Origin of the sequence: Luteimonas sp. YGD11-2, from assembly GCF_004118975.1 — a bacterium.
Taxonomy (GTDB): domain Bacteria; phylum Pseudomonadota; class Gammaproteobacteria; order Xanthomonadales; family Xanthomonadaceae; genus Luteimonas; species Luteimonas muca.
The window spans coordinates 1,655,057-1,678,350 of the sequence record NZ_CP035376.1 but is presented as its reverse complement, the minus strand read 5'-3'; the positions used below and the strand labels follow the sequence as shown (position 1 = coordinate 1,678,350).

Here is a 23,294-nt window from a genome sequence, read left to right as displayed (position 1 = left end):
ATGCCGACTCCCGTCAATTCGATTCATCGGAGCAACCCCCATGCGTTTGCGATCAGCGGCCCTGGCCGCGTTCGTCGCCGTGTGTGCCGTGGCATTCCCCACGCACGCCGCCGACCCCCTCACCCTGGACGACGCTTTCCTTCGCGTTGCCGACGCCCATCCCGATCTACGCTTGTTTGGTGCCCGCCATGAGGCCCTGAAAGCCGAACTGGATCGCTCCTCGTTGCGCCCGGCGCTGGTCGCTGGAGCCGAGGTCGAGAACGTGCTCGGTACCGGCCCGGCCAGCGGCCTGGATGGCGCCGAGATCACGCTGAGCCTCGCCTCCGTGCTGGAGCGCGGCGGCAAGCTCGATGCCCGCCGCACGCTCGCGCAAAGCCGGATCGACGCGCTGGCCATCGAGCGCGAGGCGCAGCGGTTGGATCTCCTGGCCGAAGTGGCCCGCCGCTACCTGGCGGTCGTCGGTGCGCAACGCGAAGGCGAGCTTGCGCAGTTGGACGTCGACCAGCGCGAACGCACCGTTGCTGCGGCGCGCCGGCGTCACGAGGCCGGCGCTTCGCCGGAATCGGTCGTACTCACCGCCCAGGCCGCCCTCGCGCGGTCGGAACTGGATCGCGCTCGCGCCCGGCAACGTCAGGCGGCCGCCCGCCAGCATCTCGCGGCCCTGTGGGGCGAGCGAAATCCCGCATTCGAGATCCTCGGGGGCGATCTGCTCGCCGTGCCCCAGATCGCGGACTTCGCGGTACTCGCCGACTGGTTGCAACGCACTCCCGAGCTCGCGCAGTTCGTCGATCAGCAGCGCATTGGCGAGGCACGCCTGCAGCTGGCACGCAGCGAAGCGACCCCGGACTTCGACTGGCAGGTGGGCGTGCGACGGATGGCGGACGGCGATGACTTCGGCTTGGTCGGCAGTGTCTCGATCCCGCTGGGCACCACCCGCCGGGCACAACCGGGCATCCGTGCCGCACGCGCCGAGTTGACAGCGCTGGAAATCGAACGGGAGGCCGTGGGGCTGTCGCTCTACTCCACCCTCGCTGAGGCGCATGGCCGCTTCGGGGTGGCCCGCCTGGAAGCACAGCGGCTGGGTGAGGACGTGCTTCCACGTCTGGCCAAGGCCGAAGCAGCGGCCGCCACCGCGTACCGCGCAGGCGCCGCCAGTTATCTGGAGTGGTCGAGCCTGCAGGCGGAGCGCGCCGCCGCACGGCAGCAACAGCTGGCAGCTGCGCTGGAAGCCCAGCGCGCCCTGATCGAGATCCAGCGGCTGACCGGCCAGGCATTCGTCGCCGGCCCGGGCCCGCAAGACAACCAAGGAGCAACCCCATGAAGCCTGTCCACCTGATCCCGGCATTGGCGCTGGCCTTGAGCCTGGCGGCTTGCAGTGGTGAGCCGGACCAGCCTAGCCAGCCGGCAAACGACGCCCATGCTGACGAGGCCGCCGACCACGGCACCGAGGCCGACGAACACGGTCATGAAGCGGGTGAAATCGCCAGCACGGTCATCCCCGCCGAAATTGCCGAAAAGTCCGGTATCCAGACGCGGCCCGTCGGCCCCGGCGTGATCGCCGACGAGCATGAGGTGCAAGGCCTGTTGACCCCGGTCGAGGGGCGTGTTGCGCAGGTCACCGCCCGCTTCCCAGGCCCGATCCGCTCACTGCGCGCCAATGTCGGAGACCAGGTTCGCGCCGGCCAGATGCTGGCGACGATCGAGAGCAACCTGAGTCTGAGCACCTACAGCGTCGCCGCGCCGATCTCTGGCGTGGTCGTCGAGCGCAGTGCCTCGGTCGGCGGCTTGGCCGGCGAGGGCGCGCCGCTGTTCGAGATCGCCGATCTCTCGCAGCTCTGGGTCGACCTCCACATCTTTGGCGCCGACGCCCAGCACATCCAGCCCGGCGTGCCGGTGGCGGTCACCCGCATGAGCGATGGCGAGACGGTCCGAACCACGCTCGAACGCGTGCTGCCGGGCATGGCCACCGCCAGCCAGAGCACGGTGGCCCGCGCAACGATCGACAACGCCGACAACCAATGGCGGCCGGGAACGGCGGTCAAGGCGCGGATCACGGTCGCGCAGGAGCCGGTGGACCTGATGGTGCCGCTGACCGCGCTGCAGTCGATGGATGGCCAGGAGGCCGTGTTCGTACGTGAGGGCGAGACGTACCTGACCCGACACGTCGAACTCGGTGCCCGCGATGCCACGCAGGTGCAGATCCTCTCGGGCCTGAGCGAAGGCGAGGAGGTGGTCGTCGCGGAGAGCTACTTGATCAAGGCGGACATCGGCAAGGAGGGCGCGGCGCATGACCACTGACGCCGTAGCCCTCCAGCCGGGCCTGCTGGAGCGAATCGTCCGGTTCTCGATCCGACATCGCTGGATGATGCTGGTGCTGACCCTCGGGCTGATCGGCGTGGGCATCTGGAGCTTCACCCGGCTCCCGATCGATGCAACGCCCGACATCACGAACGTCCAGGTACAGATCAACACCGAGGCGTCCGGCTACTCGCCACTGGAGTCCGAGCAGCGGGTTACCTACCCGATCGAGACGGCACTCGCCGGCCTGCCGCGCCTTGACTACACGCGATCTCTGTCCCGATACGGTTTGTCGCAGGTCACAGTGGTGTTCGAGGACGGCACCGACCTGTACTTCGCCCGGCAGCAGGTGGCCGAACGCCTGCAGCAGATCCGCTCGCAGATCCCAGAAGGACTGGAGCCCGAAATGGGGCCGATCTCGACCGGGTTGGGCGAGATCTTCCTGTACACCGTCGACGCGGCGCCCGGGGCGGCCAAGCCGGACGGCACGCCGTGGACCGCCACCGACCTCCGCACCCTGCAGGACTGGGTCATCCGGCCGCAGATGCGCAACACACCGGGGGTGACCGAGGTCAACACGATCGGCGGCTTCGAGCGGCAGATCCACATCACGCCGGACCCGTCCAAGCTGGTTGCACTCGGCTTCACGCTGCAGGACATCGTCGACGCGGTGGCGGCCAACAACCAGAACATGGGCGCCGGTTACATTGAGCGCAACGGCCAGCAGTACCTGGTGCGCGTGCCCGGCCAGGTCGGCGGGATCGACGAGATCCGGAACATCGTGCTGGACCGACGCGACGGCCTGCCGATCCGGGTCGCTGACGTGGCACAGGTGGGTGAGGGTCCGGAGCTTCGTACGGGCGCGGCGACCCAGAACGGGGAAGAGGTCGTGCTGGGCACAGTGTCGATGCTGGTGGGCTCCAACAGCCGCACCGTCGCGCAGGCCGCGGCGGCGAAGCTGCAGGATGCGAACGCAAGTTTGCCGGAAGGCGTCACCGCGACGGCGGTCTACGACCGCACCGGGCTGGTCGAACGCACGATGCAGACCATCTCGAAGAACCTGATCGAGGGTGCCTTGCTGGTGATCGTGGTCCTGTTCCTGCTGTTGGGGAACTTCCGCGCCGCGCTCATCACCGCAGCCGTCATCCCGCTGGCCATGCTGTTCACCATCACCGGGATGGTGCGTGGCGGCGTGTCGGGGAACCTGATGAGTCTCGGTGCGCTCGACTTCGGGCTGATCGTCGATGGCGCGGTCATCATCATCGAGAATGTTCTGCGGCGGTTTGGCGAGATGCAGCACCGACTTGGGCGGACGTTGACACGCGAGGAACGCAACGACCTGACGGCCACTGCCACGGTCGAAGTCATCCGGCCCAGCCTGTTCGGCATGTTCATCATCGCCGCGGTGTACCTGCCGATTTTCGCGCTGACCGGGATCGAGGGAAAGATGTTCCACCCGATGGCGATCACCGTGGTGCTGGCCCTCACCGGTGCAATGGTCCTGTCGCTGACCTTCGTTCCCGCGTCCATCGCGATCTTCATGGGTAACCGCGTCGAGGAGAAGGAGAACAGACTGGTCCAATGGACGCGGCGGCGCTATGAGCCGTTGCTTGCGTGGTCGCTTCGCCGGCAAAACTGGGTCCTTGGCGGGGCACTGATGCTGGTCGTCGTGTCCCTGCTACTCGCCACACGCCTGGGCAGCGAGTTCATTCCCAGCTTGGACGAGGGCGACCTCGCCATGCAGGCGATCCGCATTCCCGGAACGGGCCTGGAGCAGTCGGTGAAGATGCAACTGGCCGTGGAAGAACGCCTGATGCAGGTTCCGGAAGTCGAGCGTGTCTTCAGCAGGATTGGCACGGCGGAGGTGGCCACCGACCCGATGCCACCCAACGTGGCGGACACCTACCTGATGGTGAAACCACGCGGGCAATGGCCCGATCCACGCAAGCGCAGGGATGTGCTGATCGACGAAATCGAAGCGGCAGTGGCGACGCTTCCCGGCAACAACTACGAGTACTCGCAACCGATCGAGATGCGGACCAACGAGCTGATCTCCGGCGTGCGTGCGGATGTGGCGGTCAAGGTGTTCGGTGACGACCTGGACACGCTGGTCGAGGTGGCCGAACAGGTCGAGGCGGCTGCCAGGCAGGTCGAGGGCGCGGTCGACGTCAACACCGAACAGGCAACCGGCTTGCCACTGCTGACGATCGTCCCGGACCGCGCAGCGCTTGCGCGCTTCGGACTGAATCCGGGGATCGTGCAGCAGACCGTTGCCACTGCGGTGGGTGGCCAGGTGGCCAGCCAGCTGTTCGAGGGCGACCGCCGCTTCGACATCGTGGTTCGACTGCCGGAACAGATGCGTGTCGATCCGATCGCCCTGCAGGACCTGCCGATCCCCTTGCCCGACGTTGCGAACGCGGACCGGTCGAGCTTGGAGCCACGCTGGGCGACCGCGCGGACCGTACCGCTGCGGGAGCTCGCGAAGATCGAGAGCCTGCTGGGGCCCAACCAGATCAACCGCGAGAATGGAAAGCGCCGGGTGGTGGTCACCGCCAACGTGCGTGATCGCGACTTGGGTAGCTTCGTCGAAGAGCTGCAGCAGCGCGTCGGGCAGCAGGTGAACGTACCCGAGGGCTACTGGATCGACTACGGCGGCACGTTCGAGCAGTTGATCTCGGCCAGCCAACGGCTCGCAGTAGTGGTACCAGTGACCTTGGTCCTCATCTTCGGCCTGTTGTTCATGGCCTTTGGCTCGGCCAGGGACGCGGTGATCGTGTTCAGCGGCGTGCCGCTGGCGCTGTCGGGCGGCGTGGCCGCACTGGCTCTGCGCGGTATCCCGTTGTCGATCACCGCAGGTGTCGGCTTCATCGCGCTGTCCGGCGTGGCCGTGCTCAACGGCCTGGTCATGATCGCCTTCATTCGCAACCTGCGCGAACAAGGCCAGTCGCTGGACGACGCGGTCTTCAACGGCGCGCTCGGGCGGCTGCGGCCGGTCTTGATGACTGCCCTCGTGGCGTCGCTCGGCTTCGTCCCGATGGCGCTCAATGTCGGCGCGGGCGCGGAGGTGCAGCGTCCGCTCGCCACCGTCGTGATCGGCGGGATCGTGTCTTCAACGCTGCTCACCCTGCTTGTCCTGCCCACCCTTTACCGTCTTCTGCATCGCGGCGACGCAGCGAAGCCGCAACTGGAGGCCCACTGAGTTGAGTGAAGAGAAGATCGAGATACACGACGCGCACCAGCGCCGGATCCTGTTGATCGTCCTCGCCCTGAACCTCGCGCTTGCCGCGGGGTTCGGGGTCACGGGCGTCGCCGCCGGCTCAAGCGCTCTGATCGCAAATGGACTGGACAATACGTCCGACAGCGCCGTCTACATCATCACCCTGCTCGCACTCAGTCGCTCACAAGCCTGGAAACGGTCGGCGGCCAAAGTGTCCGGCTGGCTGCTGATCCTGTTCGCCGCTGGGATCCTGGTCGACGTGGGCCGTCGGTTCCTGGGTGACGCCGAGCCCATTGGTACGACGATGATGGTGATGGCGCTGGGGGCCGGCCTGGTAAACGCGACATGCGTGTGGCTGCTCAAGAAAATCCGGCAGGCCAATGTGAACGTGCGTGCCGCGACGACCTTCAGCACCAACGATTTCATCGCCAACGCAGGCGTGCTCGTGGGTGGCGGACTGGTGCTGTGGACCGGGCGGGCCTGGCCCGACCTCGTCGTGGGGCTCGCAGTGGCGGCGATCGCCCTGAAAGGGGGCATCGAGATCCTGCAGGATGCCCGTGGCGAAGAGGACGCTTGAGTGCCGACCTAGGATGGCGGGTGGCGCAGCGTGTCGAGGATGGCGCACTGGCCGCGCTCGCCGCCGCTGCAACTGCCAATCACCCGTTCGAGCTCCGAGGCCATCCGCTGAAGGTCGTTTAGCCGGTTCCGGATGTCCAGCAGGTGCCCGCGGGCAAGACGGTCGACATCCTGGCAGGACAACCCGTCGTCTTCGGCCAGGCCCAGCAGGCTGCGGATCTCCTCCAGCGAGAAGCCCAGTTCGCGTCCGCGGCTGATGAAGCGCAGCCGATCCGCGTCGGCGGGACGGTAGTCGCGATACCCGCCCGCCGTGCGCGGCGGGGCAGGCAACAACCCGATGCGCTCGTAGTAGCGCACGGTTTCGGGATGGCACCCGCTGCGCTCCGCGACCTCTCCGATCTTCATGGGCTTGACTCTGTAGCGACTCCGGGGTTTAGGATCGCCGACCTGGAAGCGGGCCGCAAATCCTCGGACGCCCGCTCGACTCGGAGACATGATCATGAGTGATTCGTGCGGCTGCGGAAGCACGGTGGATATCCGCGCCCTGGAGGCGGGGCAGCGGCGCGTGTTGATGATCGTGCTGGCAATCAACATCGCCAGCTTCGTGATGATGATCACCGCAGCGATCTACAGCGGCTCGTCCTCGTTGCTGTCGGGCAGCCTCGACAACCTCGGTGATGCGTTGACCTATCTGCTGAGCCTGGCAGTGATCGGCGCGAGCCTGCGCGCCAAGGCCAGGGTGGCGTTGTTCAAGGGATTGCTGATCCTCGGTGCCGCGGTTGCGGTCGCCATCCAGATCGGCTGGCGCCTGGCCCACCCGGAGGTGCCGATCTTCGAGGCCATCGGCATCGCCGCCGTGATCAATCTTGCGTTCAACGCCTTGTGCCTGTGGCTGCTTACCCCGTACCGCTTTGGCGACGTGAACATGTCATCGGCCTGGGAGTGCTCGCGCAATGACCTGTACGAGGGTGTTGCGGTGCTGCTGGCAGCCGCCGGCGTGTGGCTGTTCGATGCCGGCTGGCCCGATCTGGTCATCGCCGGTGGACTGTTGCTGATGTTTCTGCGGTCCTCCGCTCGGGTACTCCGCATGGCTTGGCGGAGTTACCGGGACGAGGTGAAATAACGAGTTACGGCCCGTTGTCCGGTCCTCGAAGAAGAAATGCTCCGTTCTGACGCGTGGCTGGAGCGGCCAAGAAAGTCAGCTATGACAGGCAGTTAGCTCACCTTTGGCCGTTTTTTACACGAATCCCTGCCGACCCTCTGAAAGAGTGGATTCGAAGCGGCAGTTCGGGTCAGCCAGAACGTCCGCTTCTGGCCGGAAGCGGTCGGTGGGCTAGGGCACCTGGGCCGATCTGGAGGGCGGAAGAGTGCCGCCCAAGGGCGAGAGACCCGCAACAGGCATGGTGTCGTATCCTGTATTGACCGCCAGGATGCGCAGGGCAGGGGGCCCACGTGCCAGACGCCGCAAGTACGGAAGCAGGATCCCAAGCCCAGGCTGCGGCTGAAGCCTTCATCGCCCGCTGGCAAGGTGTCGCGGCCTCGGAGCTCTCCACCTCCCAGAGCTTCCTGATTGACCTCTGCCGCCTGCTCGAGGTCGACGTCCCGCATCCCACGGCGGAGCAGGACTACATGTTCGAGCGGCCGATCACCTTTCTCCACGGTGACGGCAGCACCAGCGCTGGGCGGATTGACCTGTACCGGCGCGGCGCCTCTGTGCCTTTGGGTCGAGACGGTCCTGCGGGAGCAGTTGCAACGCGGTGAGCGCAAGCGGGTGACCAGATCCACCACAGCCGCACAGAAGACGAACGTGAAGCCGACGAACTCCGTCTACTGGAGGGAAGACTTCGAAGAGCGCATGCGGGGTCACGGTCAGATTCAGGACGCCGTCAAGCGTGGCGCGGTTGATGCTGGGTGGGGTGACCAAGGTGGTGATGATCGCCCCTTGGAATGGGTGCGCGTGCGTGACGTGGATGCGCTGGCAAGTCTCCTCGGGGTGGCCACCAATCTGGATCAACTGCAAGTTGCCAGCGTTGAGTTGGCGCCGTGGCTGGATAGGTACCCACGACTGGGTGAGGTCCTGGAAGCTTGGGCGGCGCTTCGGCGCGTTCGCTCTTTGGGGCCGGACTCTTGGCACTCCTGGCAGGATGCCTTGAAAGTGCTCGATGCACTGGCGGCCAGGCCCGGGGAGGATCAGGTCCTTCGTGTCCTCAGCGGACATCTGTTCTCGGATACCAAGCGGATCGAGCAACTCCTTCCACAGCTTGATGTCTTGTCCGGTGAGGGGCTATCGAGCCGCTCGCGCGGCAAGTGGGAAGTGCTCAGGACGCTCGGTCTGGTCAAGCAGCCACTCCCGCTGATGGTCGCCGGCGTTGGTGCCATAACGATGCAGGAAGGTCCTGACTGCACGATCGTGCGGCCATATGTGGGCGTGGCACCACAGAGCGTGCGAGGGTTGATAGCGAAGCCAGCATGGGTGCTGACGATCGAAAACCTGACGACGTTCCACTTGGCTGCAGAGGCGCTGAAGGGGCGGGATGATGGAGTCGTGGTATTCACCGGTGGTATGCCATCGCCCGCATGGGTGGCAGGGTTTCGTCGTTTGACCCGAGATCTTCCTGCGTCGACAGTTTTCTATCACTGGGGAGATATCGACCTTGGAGGATTCCGGATCGCAGCGCGACTGAAAGAAGTTGCGCTGCCGGCTGATAGTTTCCTTCAACCATGGCTGATGGATCTAACGATACACGGGCAAGGCAAACATGTATCGGAAACAGTGGGAAATGCGATGAGGTCGTCGGCAATTCAAGCGGGGTGGTTGAATCTACAGGAGTTGCCAAACAAGGCATTGGAGCAAGAAAGAGTCGAATTGACGCTGCCGCAGTAAATCAGCATCGAAAGATAGCGGAGGGATTAGAGGGATTTATCGGGGGTAGAGCAGATGTCATCCGGTTCCGTTAATCAGTCGACGCGGCAAAGCTGAGGCTGTGCCAGCTTCAAGCCGATAAATGCCTCTACGGAGCTGTCAATTCTCTTCCTTCCACAGCAGCCACATCCACGAAGAGCGTCATCTTTGCGCCCGCTCCTCCGTCCTCCCCCCCACCTTGACCGTCGCCACTAGGTGGCTTACTCCCGCCATCACCTCGGCTCTCACGGTCATTTACTGTTCGCGGTTCGAATTCAACTCCCCAGTTCTTCCGCATGTTCTGCGACAGATTAAACCTGGGATGGTAGCTCTTGAATCCGGTCGAAATGGCAGAGTAAGGAACGTCCTCTGGGCCATACCCCGAGAAACAGATGGTACAGCCTTCCCTGCACATTTGGCCTTTGGAATCAATCCATATAGGCATGCCTATACTCCTCTCCGCCAGCATGGCGCACATCAGGACGTCAGCCTTCTGTCCCTTGACCTTGGAAGCATGTCCGGACTGCGGCTTCAGCTGAGCTTTGTGCAGGATCTGCTGCGCAAGCTTATTCCACTCGGGATGCGGCGCGAGGAGCGCGCCATAGACATTAGCGGGCACAGGATGCACGGCGAAATGGGTAACCAGTTCCAGTAGTTCATCGCAAAAAGACGCTACAGCAAGTCCGTTCGAGGGAGAGCCCGGCCAACGCACATCGATAAATTTGTTGTTTGGAGGCGACTGAGTATTTTTCCGGAAGCACAGGAAAGACCAATGTTTGAAATTCGCAGCTGGGCCTTTGAAATCCTTCTTCAGCTGAAAGTTGAATCCAAGCGACTGTTGGCCATGCCATTTGAAATCCGGCATGGATTCGTACAGATAGTCAAGCGCGGGGTGGGGCGCCAAAGCAGGAGACTGAAAATGGCACGTGGCATCACCGAAACCGAGGTCCACAGCGCAGCCGACGCCCTTGTAGTCGGTGGCGAGAGGCCCACGGTGGAACGCATCCGCGCGCACCTGGGTACCGGCTCCCCAAACACGGTTGTGCGCTGGCTCGACACCTGGTGGAAGGGCCTAGGTGAACGCTTGGAGGCACGGCGAGCCGGCGTCAACCTTCCAGATGCGCCGGAAGAGGTCTCAGAGCTGGCCAGCCAGCTTTGGTCAGTTGCCCTCGCTCACGCGGATTTTGCGGCCAAGGCCGCGCTTGCGGCCGATCGAGAGGCGCTTGATCAAGCGCGTGTCCAACTCGACCGCGAGCGACAGCTTGTACAAGACGAAGTTTCGGCCCTTCGGCGGGACGCGGCTGATGCTTGCCACGCGCGGGACGTCTCCATCGCCCGGGCCGAAGAGCTGGCTCGTCTCGTGCGACAGCTCGAGACGCAACTCGAGGGGCTGGGGCATCAGCGCGCCGATGCGGAAGCGAGGGCTAAGGACGCGGATCTGGCACGTCAGGAGGCTGAAAATCGCCTACTGCTACTCCAAGAGCAGAGTGTCTTGGACAGGAAGAGTCTGACGCGACATGTCCAAGCCGTGGAAGATCGCGCTCACGGCGAGGTTGATCGGGCAAGACGAGAAACCCAGGAGCTCAAGCGGGAGCTGGCCGCACTTGGCCGGGACCGTGCAGCATCGGACGCGACAAATCTCAGGAGGCTGGAGGAGGTGCGCAGCGAACTTGCGCTCGCCCGGCAGGAGGCCGCCGTCGAACGAAGCAAAGCAGAGGCGTTGGAGAGACAACTGCTTCATTTGCGCGACCTACCTGCAGCGCTAACATCTGCCTTAGAGCGCGCGAAGCCTAAACCCAAGCCCAAACGCCGGAGACCGGCGAAAGCACATGGTCCAGATGCCGGCTAGACAGGGACCACCCGGGCACCCCAAGAGAGACTCCCGCATGTCACATAAAGAGCGTGAGACCACGACTGAAGAACAAAGGATGTGGCGAGACCATGAAGTGGTCTTCCAGAGCCTTCTGGAACTTAGCCCGAGCGCCAGTAGCGCCGCTTTTCACTTGGCACACACGCCGATCCGAGTTCTCGCAGGCCGTACCATGGCCGCTGCGATCCGCGACGGGGACGTGGATCATGTCTTACGCTACCTACAGACGATCTCTGGTGGGGCAAATGGCTGAAGAATTGCACCGAGGAGGGCCTCGCGTGGACACAGAGAGTCGAACCAAGCGCCTCGCACAACTGTTGGAGGAGTTGCGTGCGCGGGAAGGACCCGACAGGTGGCCGCAGGACTTCGATCCCGAAACGTGGCTGGCAGAATGGATCAGGCGCCCTCAACCTGCACTCGATGGACGCACTCCCGCAGAACTACTGGAAGATGAGGACGGATTTAGATCCGTACGTCGCGTCTTCGGCGCGATGTGGAGCGGCGCCTATCAGTGAACCCAAAGCAATAGCAACCTATAGGCGGTTATAGCGTAAAGCCGCTATAAGTGCTCAGGTTTGCTACACCCTGCGTATCCATCCGCAGACACGCGCAGCTCCTGTGCGGCAGACATGGGCCGTTAGCTGTCCCTATGGCTGGTGGCCCAGAGAGACATCCGTCGACGGCTGACGTCAACCGACTGTGTCTTCCCTAAGGAAAAATCCTTAGAAATCAGTCGGCAGCGCAATTAACAAGCAAAGTGACAAAAACAAAAATCGCGAACATCGGGGAAGCTTACGCATGTGTGTGTAGAGATTACATAATCTACATTATGCGAAGTTCTTTGGGTCCCCACGTCCGACCGGGCGGCTGCGGCGCCTTCACTGCGGCGTCGCCCGACTGTCTGCCGCACAGGAACTGTCCCCGTGTCTGCGAACTGCCCAAATATTTCTGAACGACAGATGCCGCAGAGTTGCTGGTCCGACCATAAAACGCCCCCAAGTTGCAGGTCGAGGGTCCAACCTGCCGCCAAGTCCGATGACTGTGCAACGCACTCTAGTCGGTACCGTCTGATGAGGGTATCGCCCGTCTGGCAGACGACTCCTACCTTCGGCGAAACGCCACGGTCGTCGACGGCTTGGTTCCTCGAGGCCACGTTAGCCCCTTGTCTTGGGACTCAACCGTTGGGGCACCAGATGTGGTCTGAAGTGGGTGCACCGCGTCCACGTCTTTTGAGAGCTTGTCTCTTGAGGCTTTGCGTCTCGTGACCAGACCAGGAAGGCCGCGTCATCCGCGCCCGCTTTAGGGTCGATGGCCGCATCGGCATGACCGGCGAACCGTCTTGCGCCAGCTGTTGAATAAACAGGTCTCCAGAACTGGTAATTCCGATTGCGGCGGGATTGATTCCAGTGACATCCATTTGCGCTCCCTCGCTGCTAGTTCCGTAGCTGCTTTCATCTCCAACGATGATCGACTGCTGGGTCTGCCGCTCTCGCCATGCGCGCGGCGATTTCGTCTTAGCTCGTCGCATGGTCTGAGTCAACCGCTTCTCCCGTGGTCGCCGGCGACCGCTGTGCCGGCATAGACGGGGCATCGGTAAGCGGCCCTCCAGCCTCAGCACTTCCTCGTGCATCGGGGCCAAAACGCACGGTGCGATTGAAATCCGCTTGATACGGCGGCGCGATCCTGTCTCTTCCTGATGCGAACTGGGAACCGCCATGATCCGATTGACACTCTCCTGCCTGCTCGCAGCCGTCCTATTGCTGAACCTTCCTTCCGTATCCGCCGGGGACCGTGTCTTGGTCGTGCTCAGCGGCGAGGGCCGCGATGCCGGCAAGACGCGCCCCGGATATGAATTCGACGAACTCTCGCAAGCGTGGCTGATCTTCAAGGCCAATGGTCTGACCGTTGAGGTCGCCAGCCCGCAAGGCGGCGCGATCGAGGCCGACAAATACAACCCTGATGAGCCTTTCAACGCAGAGTTATTGGCGGATGCCGAAGCAATGCAGCAGTTGGAAGATACGCGCCGCATAGACGAGCTGCGTGGCGAGGAGTATGCCGCGGTGTTCGTGGTCGGCGGTAAGGGTGCAATGTTCGACCTGCCTGGGAATGCGGGGCTCCAACGGCTGCTCGCCCACGCGTGGGACAACGGAGCGTTGATCGCGGCGGTCTGCCATGGTCCGGCCGCACTCGTTGATGTTCGCCTCGCCGACGGCAGCCTCCTGGTGGCCGGCAGGCGCATGACCGGTTTCAGCAACAAGGAGGAGGCTGTGTTCGGAAAAAAATGGGCGGCGGAATTTCCCTGGCTGCTCGAGGACGCCCTGCGGGAACGCGGGGCTGCGTGGGACGAGGCACCGCTGATGATGCCGAAGTTGGCCATCGATGGGCGCCTGATCACCGGCCAGAACCCTTACTCGACCACTGCGGTTGCGGAGGCGGTTGTGCGCGGCCTGGGCCGGACGCCCGTAGCACGCGCCCCCTGGCGCGACGAGCTGAGCATGGCCCTTGTGGAACGCCTGCGGAGCGGCGACATCGCAGGCGCGACGGCGGCCCTCCATGAGGACCCTGCCCGCTACCACGTTGAACTCATCGGCCTGCTCGGCTACTACCAGGCGCAGGTCGCCGGCGAGGATGCCGCCCTGCTGCGACGGGCCCTGCAGACGATGGAGCTGGCCATGCCACACATGGACGAGCCGCAGCTTAAGCTCGGTGCTGCCGAAGCGCACCTCCGCCTGGGCCAGCGTGCGGAGGCGCGCGGACTGGTACTTCAGGTACTGGAGGCGGCTCCGGAGATGGGGGAGGCTGATGCTCTTCTGAAGCGGATCGACGGCTGAGCCATGGACCTCCCCGCGCTGCACATCCTGGTGATCGAGGACAACCCCGTGCTGCGCGACAACCTGGAGGTGATGTTCGCCAGCCACGGAATCGCAACGACCTTCGTCGCCGACGGTCTCAGCGGGCTGCAGGCGGCGTTGGCCGATCCACCAGACGTGCTGGTGCTGGATCTGGGTCTCCCGGGGCTCGACGGCCTGCGCGTCTGCGAGCGCCTGCGCGCACAGGCGGATCGCCACGTCCCAGTGCTGATGCTCACTGCCCGTGACGCTCTGGACGACAGGCTACTGGGCTTCCGGAGCGGTGCCGACGACTACCTGGTCAAACCGTTTGCCAGTGCCGAGCTGCTCGCGCGTTGCCTGGCCCTCTCGCAGCGCCACCGTGCCGGCACCTCGCATGTGCTGCGTATCGGCAGTTTGAGCATCGATCGGCGCAGCGGACTTGTCCAGCGGGAGGGCCGCACGCTGCAGATACAGCGCACTGCACGGCAGTTGCTGCTCGCCTTGGCCGAAGCTTGGCCGCGAACGCTCACCCGTAGCGAGCTGGTTGAGCGCATCTGGGGCGGCGCCCCGCCCGACACGGATCCGTTGCGCACGCATCTGTACACACTGCGGCAAGCATTGGATCGCCCGTTTCCGGTCCCGATGCTGAAGACCGTACACGGGGTCGGCTTCCGCCTGGAAGCCGACTCGTGACCCGCACCACGCCACCCCGCCGCAAGCTTCGTCACCGGCTGATGCTGGCATTCGCTGGCTTCGCCCTGTTCGTTGCTGCGCTGTACGGTTTCTACGTTGTGCTGTTCGTCTACCTTGTAGAGGACCGTTTCCTTGACGGCCTTCTGCAACAGGAAGCGCAGGTGCAGCTGGCGCATCACGCCGCCACCGGCGACTGGACGCGCCCACAGTTGCACTTCGTCGCCGTGCATGTCGATCCGACCACCCTCCCCGACGGGCTTGACGCGCGGCTGGCCGCTGAGCCTTTGCGTCGCGAATTCTCCGGTAACGACGGCCGGCACTACCACTTGGTAAAGCTTGAGCTGCCTACCAAGGCCGAATCGGCGTGGGTGGTGGCCGAGGTCAGCCAGCAACTCGCGGTGCGACCGATGCGCGGCGACATCCTGCGGTGGCTTGGCTGGTCAAGCCTTGTGGTTCTGTCGCTGTCGCTCCTGCTCGGTGCATGGCTGGCAAGGCGGACCACCGCACCGCTATCGCGACTGGCGGTGCTGGTCGATGAGGCCACCCCCTTACATCTGCCTGCCGGGTTCTCAGATGATTTCCCCGACCACGAGGTTGGGATGCTCGCACGCGGTCTGGAGCGCCTGATCCTGCGAGTGGATGACTTCGTCACACGCGAGCGCGAGTTCACCCGCGATGCCAGCCACGAGCTCCGCACGCCCCTAGCAGTCATCCGAAGCGCATGCGAACGTCTGGCCGCCCGCGACGGCCTGGATATCGAGTCGCGTCGGCAGCTCGACCACGTCCGCCAATCCGCCTGTCAGCTCGAGCAGACGGTCGCCACGCTGCTGGTCCTGGCGCGCGAGCGGCACGCCGCCGAGGCACCCGGTGAACTCGCACTGCTCCCACTGCTGGAGCGCGTGATCGTCGAGCAGGCTCCTGTGCTGGACGGGCGCGCGGTGGAAGTCCAGCTCAACGTAGCTGCCAGTACGAGGGCATACCAGCCCGAAACCGTGCTGCATGTCGTGCTATCGAACCTGGTAGGAAACGCTTTCGCCCACACTCCCACGGGCATCGTGGTGATCGATGTGGATGGGCCTTGGCTGCGCATTGCCAATCCCTGCGGTGGCATCAAGGAGGACGCTTTCCGCCCATTCGTCAAAGGCGACCCCAGCGCCGGCTTCGGTCTGGGCCTCGCGATCGTGCGGCGACTGAGCGAACGCCACGACATCGCCTTGCGCTTCGACACCGACGGCGGCGGCACAGTCGCCCGTGTCGGACTTGGCGTCGTCGCCCATCTGGCCCTGGCGAGATGAGCACCCCAGTGCGTCGACGCCAGCTCTGCCGGATGCCGGGTGACATCTGGGAGTTCTGTGAAACCCGACCGCCAAGATGCAGATGGCCCGAATAACCGGTAAATTCGGCTCACTACACGATCCAAATAGAGCACTCAATCAGCTCATGCGAGCCACCTGATGACGCCGCCCCGCTGGATCTGGCAGGACTCCGCTTGGCCCCGTTTCACATGGGATGCCACATCGCTGGCCGCTCTGTTGCGCGACTGCCAGCAAGCGCAGGGCCAACTGCTTGGCATGGCCGGCGCCACCGCCGGCGACCTGCAGGCCAAGGACGCGCTCGACACCCTGCTCTCCAACATAGTTGATTCCTCGGCGATCGAGGGCGAGCAGCTGGACGTGGGGTCGGTGCGCTCGTCCCTCGCCCGCCGACTGGGTCTCGTCGATCAGGCGACTCGCCGCGCCACCGGCTACGCCGAAGGCTTGGCCGAGCTGATGCTGGACGCCACCCGCCGTGCCGACGCTCCGCTCGACCTGGCAAGGCTGATGCAGTGGCATCGCTGGCTGTTCGCCGCCAGCGGCGACCTGCTGCCCGTGCGCATCCGCATCGGCGAGCTGCGCGGCAGCGAGCCAATGCAGGTGGTATCGGGCCGCATCGACCGCCCGATCGTGCATTTCGAGGCTCCACCGCGCGAAGGGCTCGAAGCTCAGCTGCGCGACTTCATCGCCTGGTTCAACGCCTCACGCGGGGACAGCGCGCTCGATCCGTTGCTGCGGGCCGGCATCGCGCACTTCTGGTTCGTCACCCTGCATCCGTTCGACGACGGCAATGGCCGCGTGACCCGCGCCCTGACCGACCTCGCCCTCGCCCAGGCCCAGCCGCAGGCGATCCGCTTCCACGCCATGTCCGCCAGCATCCTCGCCGACCGCGCGGGCTATTACCGCGTGCTCGAGGCCAGCCAGAAGGACGGCCTCGACATCACCACGTGGCTGCAGTGGTTCCTGCGCACCCTGCACGACAGCCTGACCCGTGCCCTGTACCGCATCGACCGTGTACTGGCGAAGGCGCGCTTCTGGCAGGCCCATCGCGAACAGGCCCTGTCGGCCGAGCAAACCAAGGTCCTCAACCGGCTGCTGGACGGCGGCGAACGCGGCTTCGAACAGGGCCTGACCGCCCGTCATTACCAGACCGTCGCCAAGGTCTCCAAGGCCACCGCCACGCGCCACCTCGCCGATCTGCTGGACAAGGGCTGCATCCGCCGCCTGCCCGGGGGTGGCCGCAGCACCCGCTACGAAATCAATGCATCGGCCGCGGTTATCCCACTGCCGCCCCGCCCCGGTTTCACCGAAGAACCCAAGGCGTAAGCCCGTGCGAATCGCGCTGCATGGGGGCCAGTTCCTTCGACACCACGTACCAGACAATCAGCCCCCTGAGGGAGCCGAAGACGCACAGCGCGAGCAGCACCGCCGCGATCACCGCATGGCTTGTCCCATGCTCACCCGCCGCGATCCTGTGCAATGACACTCAGCGGCGATGGTTGCATGCGCGGCTGACCTCGGTGGCCCAGGACGAGATCTGCGCGTACGTGCGGCGGTTGCCGAGCGCCTGCATGGCGCGATCGCGCTGTGCCTTGACCCGGTCGCAATGCGATTGCGCGGACCGCGCGCCGGTGCGTGAGGTTGCACGCGATGACGCGCGCACACCGCGACGTGTCATCGCCTGCGCACGCGCGTGGTCGTGGTCGATCTGCGCCTGCCGTTGTGGCGTAGTCGCATACTCGCCCCCATACGTTCGCTGCTGCTGGTGCCCTGCCGCGCACGGTGTGGACTGGAAGACCGCTCCATCCGCACCGACGCACTTGTAGACGGTCTGCGCCGACACCGGCGCGCACAACGCCAGCCATGTGGCCACGATCATCCCTGCCCTCATCCCTGTCTCCTGTCTGCCGCAATCCATGCGTGCGGCGAGTGTAATCCGGAGCCGGTCCGCCGGTAGCTCAGGTCTTCGGCAGGTCGTCGATGGCCACCGGGCGCCCCAGCAACCAGCCCTGCCCGATCGCCTGCGGCGCCACCCGGCAAACGTGCCTGGCCTGCTGCTCGGTCTCGATCCCCTCGACGACGATGCCCACGCGCAACGCCATCGCCATCGTGCACATCGGTTCGAAGATCTGCCCGACCACCGAGTCCGAACCTGCGGCCTGGGTGAATAGCTTGTCGATCTTGACCGCATCCAGCGGCAGCGTCGCGAGGTAGTCCAGGCTGGAATACCCGGTGCCGAAGTCGTCGATATAGAACCGGTACCCCTTCGCGCGCAGATGGCGGATGTTGCGTACCAGGTCGTCGCGCATGGCGGTGGAGCGCTCGGTGATCTCCAGTACCACGCTCGTGGCGGCAATCCCGTGGTGCGCCGCCTGCTCGTCCAGGTACTCGTGGAACTGCGCGTCCAGCAGGTCCTCGGCGGTGAGGTTGATGCCGAGATAGAGCCCGGCGTCGGCCCGCAACACCGGCGCCATTTCGGTGAAGGCCTTGCGGACCACCTGGCGCGCCAGGGAACGGCCCAGCCCGCTCGCCTCGGCCAGTCGCACGAACACGTCCGGTGGCACGTCGTCGCCACTTGCCGTGGTCCAGCGCACGAGTGCCTCGAAGCCGACCAGTCCGCGGTCTGACAGGCGGCGCAACGGCTGGTACACGACGCGCAGGCGGTCGTTGCGGATCACCCTGGTGAGGCGAGCCTCGAGCGATGCGCGCCTGCGGCGTGACGCGCCGAGCAGCGAATTGACGCCGACGCCTGCCAGGCCGCCGAGCAGGCACAGGCCGAGCACCGCCTGCAGCGATCCACCCCACAGCCCCGACGCGCGCAGGCTTGCCATCGCGCACAGGTCGTAGTCGTCGTCGCAGGCGCGCTGCACGCGCGTCGGTCCGAAGTCGTGCCACGGTTCTTCCGTCGCACCCGGCATGAGGGTCGTCGTGTCGCCCCATGCGCGCATGACGTGCTGACCGTCGCGCGTGGTGACCATGGACGCCATCCGCCGGTCCGCCTCGGCGATGTTGCGGAACCAGTCGGGTGCCACGAACAGGATGGCGTCGCCGGCGGCGATCATGAGGGTCGGCAGGGATTCGTGTAAAAACGGGCCGAATCCTACCTAAGCTGATGTTTTCAAACGACTGTTTCCCCTAGCTGTCCATGCTCTCCAGAATCCGCCTAGAGAAATCGATCGGCGCGACTTCGCGCTTGAGGTCCAGTGTGTAGTCGCCGAACCGGTTGATATGGCTGGTCCGGTACGGTGACAGTCCAGCCAGCACTTCCGGGCTGATGTTAGAGCCGCCCTGCCGCAGCTCCGCCAGCACGCGGGTCATCTGCTCCACGTTGTGCAGGATGACCAGGTTGGCCACCAGTTGGTTGTAACGCACGATCTTGCGCTGCTCGTGCTGGACGTTCTCGGCGATGATGCCCTCGCCGCCGAAGAACGCCCACTTGACGAAGCCGTTGAACTCCTCGCTCTTGTTGGTGGCGGCGTGGATGGTTTTGCGCACTTCGACATCGTCGATATAGCGCAGCAGGAACAACGTGCGCACCGCCTTCCCCAGTTCGCGGAAGGCCCAATACAGCTTGTTCTTGCGGCTGTAGGTGCCGAGCCGGCGCAGGATCGTCGAGGCGGTGATCTTGCCCACTTTGATCGAGATCGCGACCCGCAGCATGTCGTGCAGGTGGGTCTCGATCAGCTTCCAGTCGATGCTGTCGCCGAATAGCGCCTGGATGTTCTGGTAGGTTCTTCCCGGCTCCGGCCGGGAGAACACCAGGTCCTTGATGTTGCGGATCCGCGGCATGAGATTGATGCCCAGCAGGTGCGCCAAGCCGAACACCGGGAAGCTCTGCGCCTGGGTGTCGCCGTGCACGGTGTCGGGCTGGATGTCGGACCGGTTGGCCAGCAGCCCGTCGAGGATGTAGACCGCCTCGTGCACGCCGCACGGGATGAAGTGGCTGAACAACGCGATGTACTTGTCCGACACGTGGTAATAACCGATGCCGCCATAGCCGCCGTAGCGGATGTGGTACTCCGACAACAGGTTCTGCTCGTACACGCTCCACTTGGTGCCGTCGGCCGAGGCGCTCTTGCCGCTGCCCCAATAGCCGGGCAGCTCGAACTTGTTGTACAGGTTGATCACCTCGACGATCGCCTTGTCGAGCGTTTCATCGGTGACGTACTTCAGGTTCAACCAGGAAATCTGGCGCCGGCTGAAGCCTTTGACCGAGCGTGCGGTCTGGGTCGGCCCCAGATTGCAGCCGTAGCAGAACAGCGTGGTGATCACTCGCCGCATCAGATCGTCGACCCGCGCGTCAGTGCCCGCGATCGGGCGGAAGTGCACGTGCAGGTCCAGCCAGCGGGTGGTGTCAACCAGCACATCGACGATGCTGGTCGGCGGCAGGCGTTCGGTGATCGCGCTGTCCACCGCGGCAATCGCCTGCGTCACCTGGGCACCCTGCAGGCGCCTGAGCACCAGCCGCCCGTCGACCACGCTGGCGTGCAAGTTGTCCGGGAACCGGGCATCGACGGCATCGGCCAACGTCGTCAGCTCCGTGCGCAGGCCCTGCACAAAGTCCGTCGCGTCGGTGGCGATCCCCGACACCTCGCCGTAGGCGCCCAGTTCCTGCCGGAACGTCGCCTCGTCGACCAGCTGCTCGCGATAGTCGTCGTAGCGCTCGCCGTGCGGAATGTACAGGTCGCCGGATTTGAGTTCGTCCTTGACCTGCGCCAGCACCGCCAGCTCAAAGTACTTGCGGTGGATCCAGCCGGGGCTGGCCGCAGCCAAGGCCTTGGGCAGCACGTGCTTGCGCCAGGCGGCCGACAGCCAGGTCAGGTCGGTGGTCAGGTCCAGCCCCAGCCCGGCCGCGTCGATCGCCTCGCGACGCTGGCTGCGCAGCGCGAGTACGGCGCCGATCATGCGCTCCATGCCCGGGTCCTGGCTGGCGGCCCGCAGGCCCATGATCTCCAGGCAGTTGAACAGCAGCGGGCGCAATGTCCCGTACGGCGCCAGCAGGAACGGCAGGTAGTTGCGGCCGGCGTAGGCCATGTGTTCATCGCACTCGGACATCAGCAGGCCGATGTCGGCGACCAGCACGCCCTCGATCGCGTCGACGCGTTGGGTGTCGGTGCCCTCGACCTGGTAGGCCTGCAGGATCTCCCGGAGCTGGCCAATCAACGCATCGGCGCGTTTGCTGTGTTCGAGCTGATAGGCGATCAGCTTCTGCTGCGCGGTGTTCTCCAGGTTCTGGATCAGCCGGATGAACAGGTCAGCGGCATCGTCGAGCGTCTTGCGGTATTGCGAACGGATAAAGATCGCGGCCAGTGCGTAGCGTTTGACCGGGACCAGTTCGGCCAGCTCGCTGGCATCGAGCGCGCGGGCCATCGCGCGGAACTGCTTGAGCTTGGGCACCGAGACATTGATCGGCGGCAGTTGCTCGGCCAAGGTGCGTAGCCGCTGGATGTGCTGCAGGTAATGGCGCACTTCCTTGTTGGTCGGCCGCTTGGGTTCGCGCTTGAGCGCGTGCCAGCCGCTATGGTGGCTGCCCGGCGGGGTCAGCAGCAACTCGTCGATCAGTGCCCGCATCGCCGGCGTCAGCGCGTCGGCGATCTGGCGGTAGTGCATGTCGTGAACCTGTTCGCGGGCGGCGATTGCGAGGCGTTCGAGCGTGCTGAACGCCGGCAGCTCAAAGCGGTGATGCACCAGCTCTTCGAGCATCACGTTCACGATGTCGGGCACGATGTGTTTGGTCTGCGCCGCCGTTTCGGCCACGGTGCTGAGCCACTCGCGACCGCCGGCATCGAGCGGACGGACGTTGAGAAACGTGCGCAGCTGGGCCAGGTGCTTGCGCTGACTACCCGAGGCGTCGTAGCTCGCCAATCGATCGGCCGGCACGCGACGTATTCCCACCGCCTGAGCGACGTGCTGCACGATGCGTTCGGGCACCTCGGCCAACGTTGCGAAGTAACCCAGGCGCTGGAACAGCTTCAGGTGCAGCAGCAGCGCCAACCGCGTGGCCGAGCCGGTGGCAATGGCGGCCACGCACAGCCGCTCCGCCTCAGTGGGCGTGTAGATCTCCTGCAGTTCTTTGGCGGTGGGATCGGGTTTGAGGCGCGGGTAGGCGGTTTCGTGCAACGTCGTCATGCGCAACTCAGTCCCAATGGCGGCCGCCCGCTTCGTCGCGCAAGGCGACGACGAGGAAGCACTGGTGGTTGTCGGCGATCCGGTGCATCTCGTCGAGCAGCATCGCGATGGTTTCTTCCAGCGCCGCTTCGTCGGGTGCGGCGATCGCCAGGCGGTAGCGGGTGCCATCGGCGTCGAGCCGCTGCGCTTGGTGGGGGTGCAGGCAAATCTGCTCGATCAACCGATGGGCCTTGGTCAGGCCGCGCACGCGCGGGGTGAACCGCGTCAGTGTGATGGTCGCTTCTACTGTCGTGCTCGGCACCGGTGCGACCGTCGGCGCCGGCAGCGCCAGGCGCGGGGGCGCGATCGGCGGCAGACTGGCTTCGATGCGCTGACGGGCAAACGGATCGGTGCCGTCGAGGTAGCGCATCGCCGAATTCACGTCGCGCCAGCCGACGTACTCCATCAGCGCCTTCACGTCCCAGCCGTTGGCGTTGGCCCAGCCGGCGAAACCCCGGCGCAGCGAGTGGCTGCTGTAGTCATCCGGCGAGGCCAGCCCGGCCTCGCGGAAGATCCGCCGCAGCAGGCGCACCAGGCTGTTGGGGTGCAGCGGCGTGGCGGCGATTCCGGCCCACTGGTCGACCGCGCGGAACAGCGAACCCTCGTGGAGGTCGGCCGCCGCGATCCAGGCCGAAGTCGCAGCGACCGGGCACCAGCGCGACAGCGCCGGCACCTTGTAGGTCCGGCCGACGTGCTGGCGGTCGCCCTTGCTGTGCGGCAGGAAGCAGGTCATGCCTTCGCCGGGTACCAGGCGCAGGTCCTGCACCTGCAGACGGACCAGTTCGTCGCCGCGGAAGCCGCGCCAGAAGCCCAGCAGCACCAGGGCTCGATCGCGCAGGTGCCGGAGCCGGCCGGCCGGATCGCCGCGCGTGCCGGCCGTGGCCGCGGCGTCATCGAGCCAATCCACCACCTGGCCCAGCTGCGTGAGCTGCAGCGGTGTGGCCCGCTTCTCCTGGCTCGGGTGCAAGGTCTGGATGCCCTTGAGCACCTTGCGCACGACCGGAGCCCGCGTGGGGTCGGCAAAACCGTGTGCGTGGTGCCACTGCGCCAAGGCTGCGAGCCGGTGCTTGAGCGTGTTGAGTGCGAGTTGCCCCGCGTAGGCGGCCAGGTAGCGGGCCACCTGATCGGCGGTCGCCGGCAGATGACCGCCCCAGTCGACCTCGAAGTGACGGGTCGCGCCGGCGTACGCGCGCTCGGTGTTGGCGCGGGTGGCCGCATCCAGGTACTGCTCGACCGTGTTCACGGTGGTGCTCCCGCTTGCCAGCGCTGCGGACCGACGAATCGCCTGCGATGGCGGTTTCGTACCGCTTCGGGCCGACTCTACCCCAATTTTGGGGTTAAGGCGGGATAATTCCACATTATCCCGCCTTAAAATGGATCTGCTGGATCTTGCCTCGATGCTCCAAGTAGTATGTAATTACGTGGT

At 65.0% G+C, this 23,294-nt stretch carries 18 protein-coding genes; 11 read left to right on the top strand and 7 right to left on the bottom strand.

Annotation, left to right across the window (positions count from 1 at the left end; genetic code table 11):
• Positions 1-40: 40 nt before the first annotated feature.
• The 4 genes from ERL55_RS07615 to ERL55_RS07600 are packed head-to-tail and all read left to right on the top strand — an operon-like array spanning position 41 to position 6,092.
• Positions 41-1,321 (top strand): TolC family protein, encoded by a 1,281-nt coding sequence (locus ERL55_RS07615; protein ID WP_095208874.1) that lies wholly within the window; start codon positions 41-43, stop codon positions 1,319-1,321.
• Positions 1,318-2,298, top strand: a complete 981-nt coding sequence (locus tag ERL55_RS07610) for an efflux RND transporter periplasmic adaptor subunit (protein ID WP_095208873.1) — start codon at positions 1,318-1,320, stop codon at positions 2,296-2,298. Before ERL55_RS07615 ends, ERL55_RS07610 begins: the two co-directional genes overlap by 4 nt.
• 22 nt (positions 2,299-2,320) lie before the next feature.
• On the top strand, positions 2,321-5,497 hold the full coding sequence (locus tag ERL55_RS07605) for a CusA/CzcA family heavy metal efflux RND transporter (protein WP_129137262.1): 3,177 nt from the start codon (positions 2,321-2,323) through the stop codon (positions 5,495-5,497).
• A 1-nt stretch (position 5,498) separates the two neighbouring features.
• Positions 5,499-6,092, top strand: coding sequence for a cation transporter (locus ERL55_RS07600; RefSeq protein WP_096009486.1), 594 nt, complete (start codon positions 5,499-5,501; stop codon positions 6,090-6,092).
• Between the two features lie 8 nt (positions 6,093-6,100).
• Here ERL55_RS07600 and ERL55_RS07595 read toward each other — a convergent pair whose 3' ends face one another.
• Positions 6,101-6,496 (bottom strand): helix-turn-helix domain-containing protein, encoded by a 396-nt coding sequence (locus ERL55_RS07595; protein WP_095208871.1) that lies wholly within the window; start codon positions 6,494-6,496, stop codon positions 6,101-6,103.
• Between the two features lie 94 nt (positions 6,497-6,590).
• Here ERL55_RS07595 and ERL55_RS07590 point away from each other — a divergent pair, with 94 nt between their 5' ends.
• The 3 genes from ERL55_RS07590 (at position 6,591) to ERL55_RS07580 (ending at position 8,975) form a co-directional block, all read left to right on the top strand.
• Positions 6,591-7,214 carry a cation transporter gene (locus ERL55_RS07590; protein ID WP_095209458.1) on the top strand — a complete coding sequence of 208 codons (624 nt, stop codon included), beginning with the start codon at positions 6,591-6,593 and terminating at the stop codon, positions 7,212-7,214.
• 329 nt (positions 7,215-7,543) lie between these two features.
• The gene (locus tag ERL55_RS15060) at positions 7,544-7,852 is read left to right on the top strand and encodes a type IIL restriction-modification enzyme MmeI (RefSeq protein WP_206733290.1); all 309 of its coding nucleotides are present in this window, start codon (positions 7,544-7,546) and stop codon (positions 7,850-7,852) included.
• Positions 7,752-8,975: a Wadjet anti-phage system protein JetD domain-containing protein gene (locus ERL55_RS07580; RefSeq protein WP_343132702.1), complete on the top strand. Its 1,224-nt coding sequence runs from the start codon at positions 7,752-7,754 to the stop codon at positions 8,973-8,975. The genes ERL55_RS15060 and ERL55_RS07580 overlap by 101 nt, the downstream gene beginning before the upstream one ends.
• Positions 8,976-9,102: 127 nt before the next feature.
• Here ERL55_RS07580 and ERL55_RS14920 read toward each other — a convergent pair whose 3' ends face one another.
• Positions 9,103-9,858, bottom strand: coding sequence for a hypothetical protein (locus tag ERL55_RS14920; RefSeq protein WP_164972147.1), 756 nt, complete (start codon positions 9,856-9,858; stop codon positions 9,103-9,105).
• 294 nt (positions 9,859-10,152) lie between these two features.
• Positions 10,153-10,392, bottom strand: coding sequence for a hypothetical protein (locus ERL55_RS15135; RefSeq protein WP_232142330.1), 240 nt, complete (start codon positions 10,390-10,392; stop codon positions 10,153-10,155).
• 2,186 nt (positions 10,393-12,578) lie between these two features.
• Between ERL55_RS15135 and ERL55_RS07565 the strand changes: the two genes are divergently transcribed.
• The 4 genes from ERL55_RS07565 to ERL55_RS07550 all read left to right on the top strand — a co-directional run bounded on the left by ERL55_RS07565 (position 12,579) and on the right by ERL55_RS07550 (position 17,026).
• Positions 12,579-13,694 carry a type 1 glutamine amidotransferase domain-containing protein gene (locus ERL55_RS07565; RefSeq protein WP_164972144.1) on the top strand — a complete coding sequence of 372 codons (1,116 nt, stop codon included), beginning with the start codon at positions 12,579-12,581 and terminating at the stop codon, positions 13,692-13,694.
• A gap of 3 nt (positions 13,695-13,697) precedes the next feature.
• Positions 13,698-14,387 carry a response regulator transcription factor gene (locus ERL55_RS07560; RefSeq protein WP_129135887.1) on the top strand — a complete coding sequence of 230 codons (690 nt, stop codon included), beginning with the start codon at positions 13,698-13,700 and terminating at the stop codon, positions 14,385-14,387.
• Complete coding sequence (locus ERL55_RS07555; RefSeq protein WP_129135886.1) at positions 14,384-15,682, top strand: HAMP domain-containing sensor histidine kinase; 1,299 nt, start codon at positions 14,384-14,386, stop codon at positions 15,680-15,682. Before ERL55_RS07560 ends, ERL55_RS07555 begins: the two co-directional genes overlap by 4 nt.
• A gap of 159 nt (positions 15,683-15,841) precedes the next feature.
• Positions 15,842-17,026 carry a Fic family protein gene (locus ERL55_RS07550; protein ID WP_129135885.1) on the top strand — a complete coding sequence of 395 codons (1,185 nt, stop codon included), beginning with the start codon at positions 15,842-15,844 and terminating at the stop codon, positions 17,024-17,026.
• A gap of 160 nt (positions 17,027-17,186) precedes the next feature.
• Here ERL55_RS07550 and ERL55_RS07545 read toward each other — a convergent pair whose 3' ends face one another.
• The 4 genes from ERL55_RS07545 to ERL55_RS07530 all read right to left on the bottom strand — a co-directional run bounded on the left by ERL55_RS07545 (position 17,187) and on the right by ERL55_RS07530 (position 23,111).
• A complete protein-coding gene (locus tag ERL55_RS07545) occupies positions 17,187-17,579 on the bottom strand; it encodes a DUF4124 domain-containing protein (protein WP_164972143.1) in 393 nt (130 codons plus the stop codon).
• A gap of 79 nt (positions 17,580-17,658) precedes the next feature.
• Positions 17,659-18,762 carry an EAL domain-containing protein gene (locus ERL55_RS07540; RefSeq protein ID WP_129135883.1) on the bottom strand — a complete coding sequence of 368 codons (1,104 nt, stop codon included), beginning with the start codon at positions 18,760-18,762 and terminating at the stop codon, positions 17,659-17,661.
• A gap of 73 nt (positions 18,763-18,835) precedes the next feature.
• Positions 18,836-21,829: a Tn3 family transposase gene (locus ERL55_RS07535; protein WP_129135882.1), complete on the bottom strand. Its 2,994-nt coding sequence runs from the start codon at positions 21,827-21,829 to the stop codon at positions 18,836-18,838.
• A 7-nt stretch (positions 21,830-21,836) separates the two neighbouring features.
• Entirely contained in the window at positions 21,837-23,111 is a 1,275-nt protein-coding gene (locus tag ERL55_RS07530; RefSeq protein ID WP_129137261.1) for a tyrosine-type recombinase/integrase, read from the bottom strand.
• Positions 23,112-23,294 lie beyond the last annotated feature (183 nt).

Coding starts and splice junctions, on each gene's coding strand:
- ERL55_RS07540 (WP_129135883.1), bottom strand. CDS start 18,762: ATGATCGCCGCCGGCGACGCCATCCTGTTCGTGGCACCCGACTGGTTC.
- ERL55_RS07550 (WP_129135885.1), top strand. CDS start 15,842: ATGACGCCGCCCCGCTGGATCTGGCAGGACTCCGCTTGGCCCCGTTTC.
- ERL55_RS07560 (WP_129135887.1), top strand. CDS start 13,698: ATGGACCTCCCCGCGCTGCACATCCTGGTGATCGAGGACAACCCCGTG.
- ERL55_RS07590 (WP_095209458.1), top strand. CDS start 6,591: ATGAGTGATTCGTGCGGCTGCGGAAGCACGGTGGATATCCGCGCCCTG.
- ERL55_RS07535 (WP_129135882.1), bottom strand. CDS start 21,829: ATGACGACGTTGCACGAAACCGCCTACCCGCGCCTCAAACCCGATCCC.
- ERL55_RS14920 (WP_164972147.1), bottom strand. CDS start 9,858: ATGCCGGATTTCAAATGGCATGGCCAACAGTCGCTTGGATTCAACTTT.
- ERL55_RS07545 (WP_164972143.1), bottom strand. CDS start 17,579: ATGATCGTGGCCACATGGCTGGCGTTGTGCGCGCCGGTGTCGGCGCAG.
- ERL55_RS07615 (WP_095208874.1), top strand. CDS start 41: ATGCGTTTGCGATCAGCGGCCCTGGCCGCGTTCGTCGCCGTGTGTGCC.
- ERL55_RS07595 (WP_095208871.1), bottom strand. CDS start 6,496: ATGAAGATCGGAGAGGTCGCGGAGCGCAGCGGGTGCCATCCCGAAACC.
- ERL55_RS07565 (WP_164972144.1), top strand. CDS start 12,579: ATGATCCGATTGACACTCTCCTGCCTGCTCGCAGCCGTCCTATTGCTG.
- ERL55_RS07610 (WP_095208873.1), top strand. CDS start 1,318: ATGAAGCCTGTCCACCTGATCCCGGCATTGGCGCTGGCCTTGAGCCTG.
- ERL55_RS15135 (WP_232142330.1), bottom strand. CDS start 10,392: ATGCCCCAGCCCCTCGAGTTGCGTCTCGAGCTGTCGCACGAGACGAGC.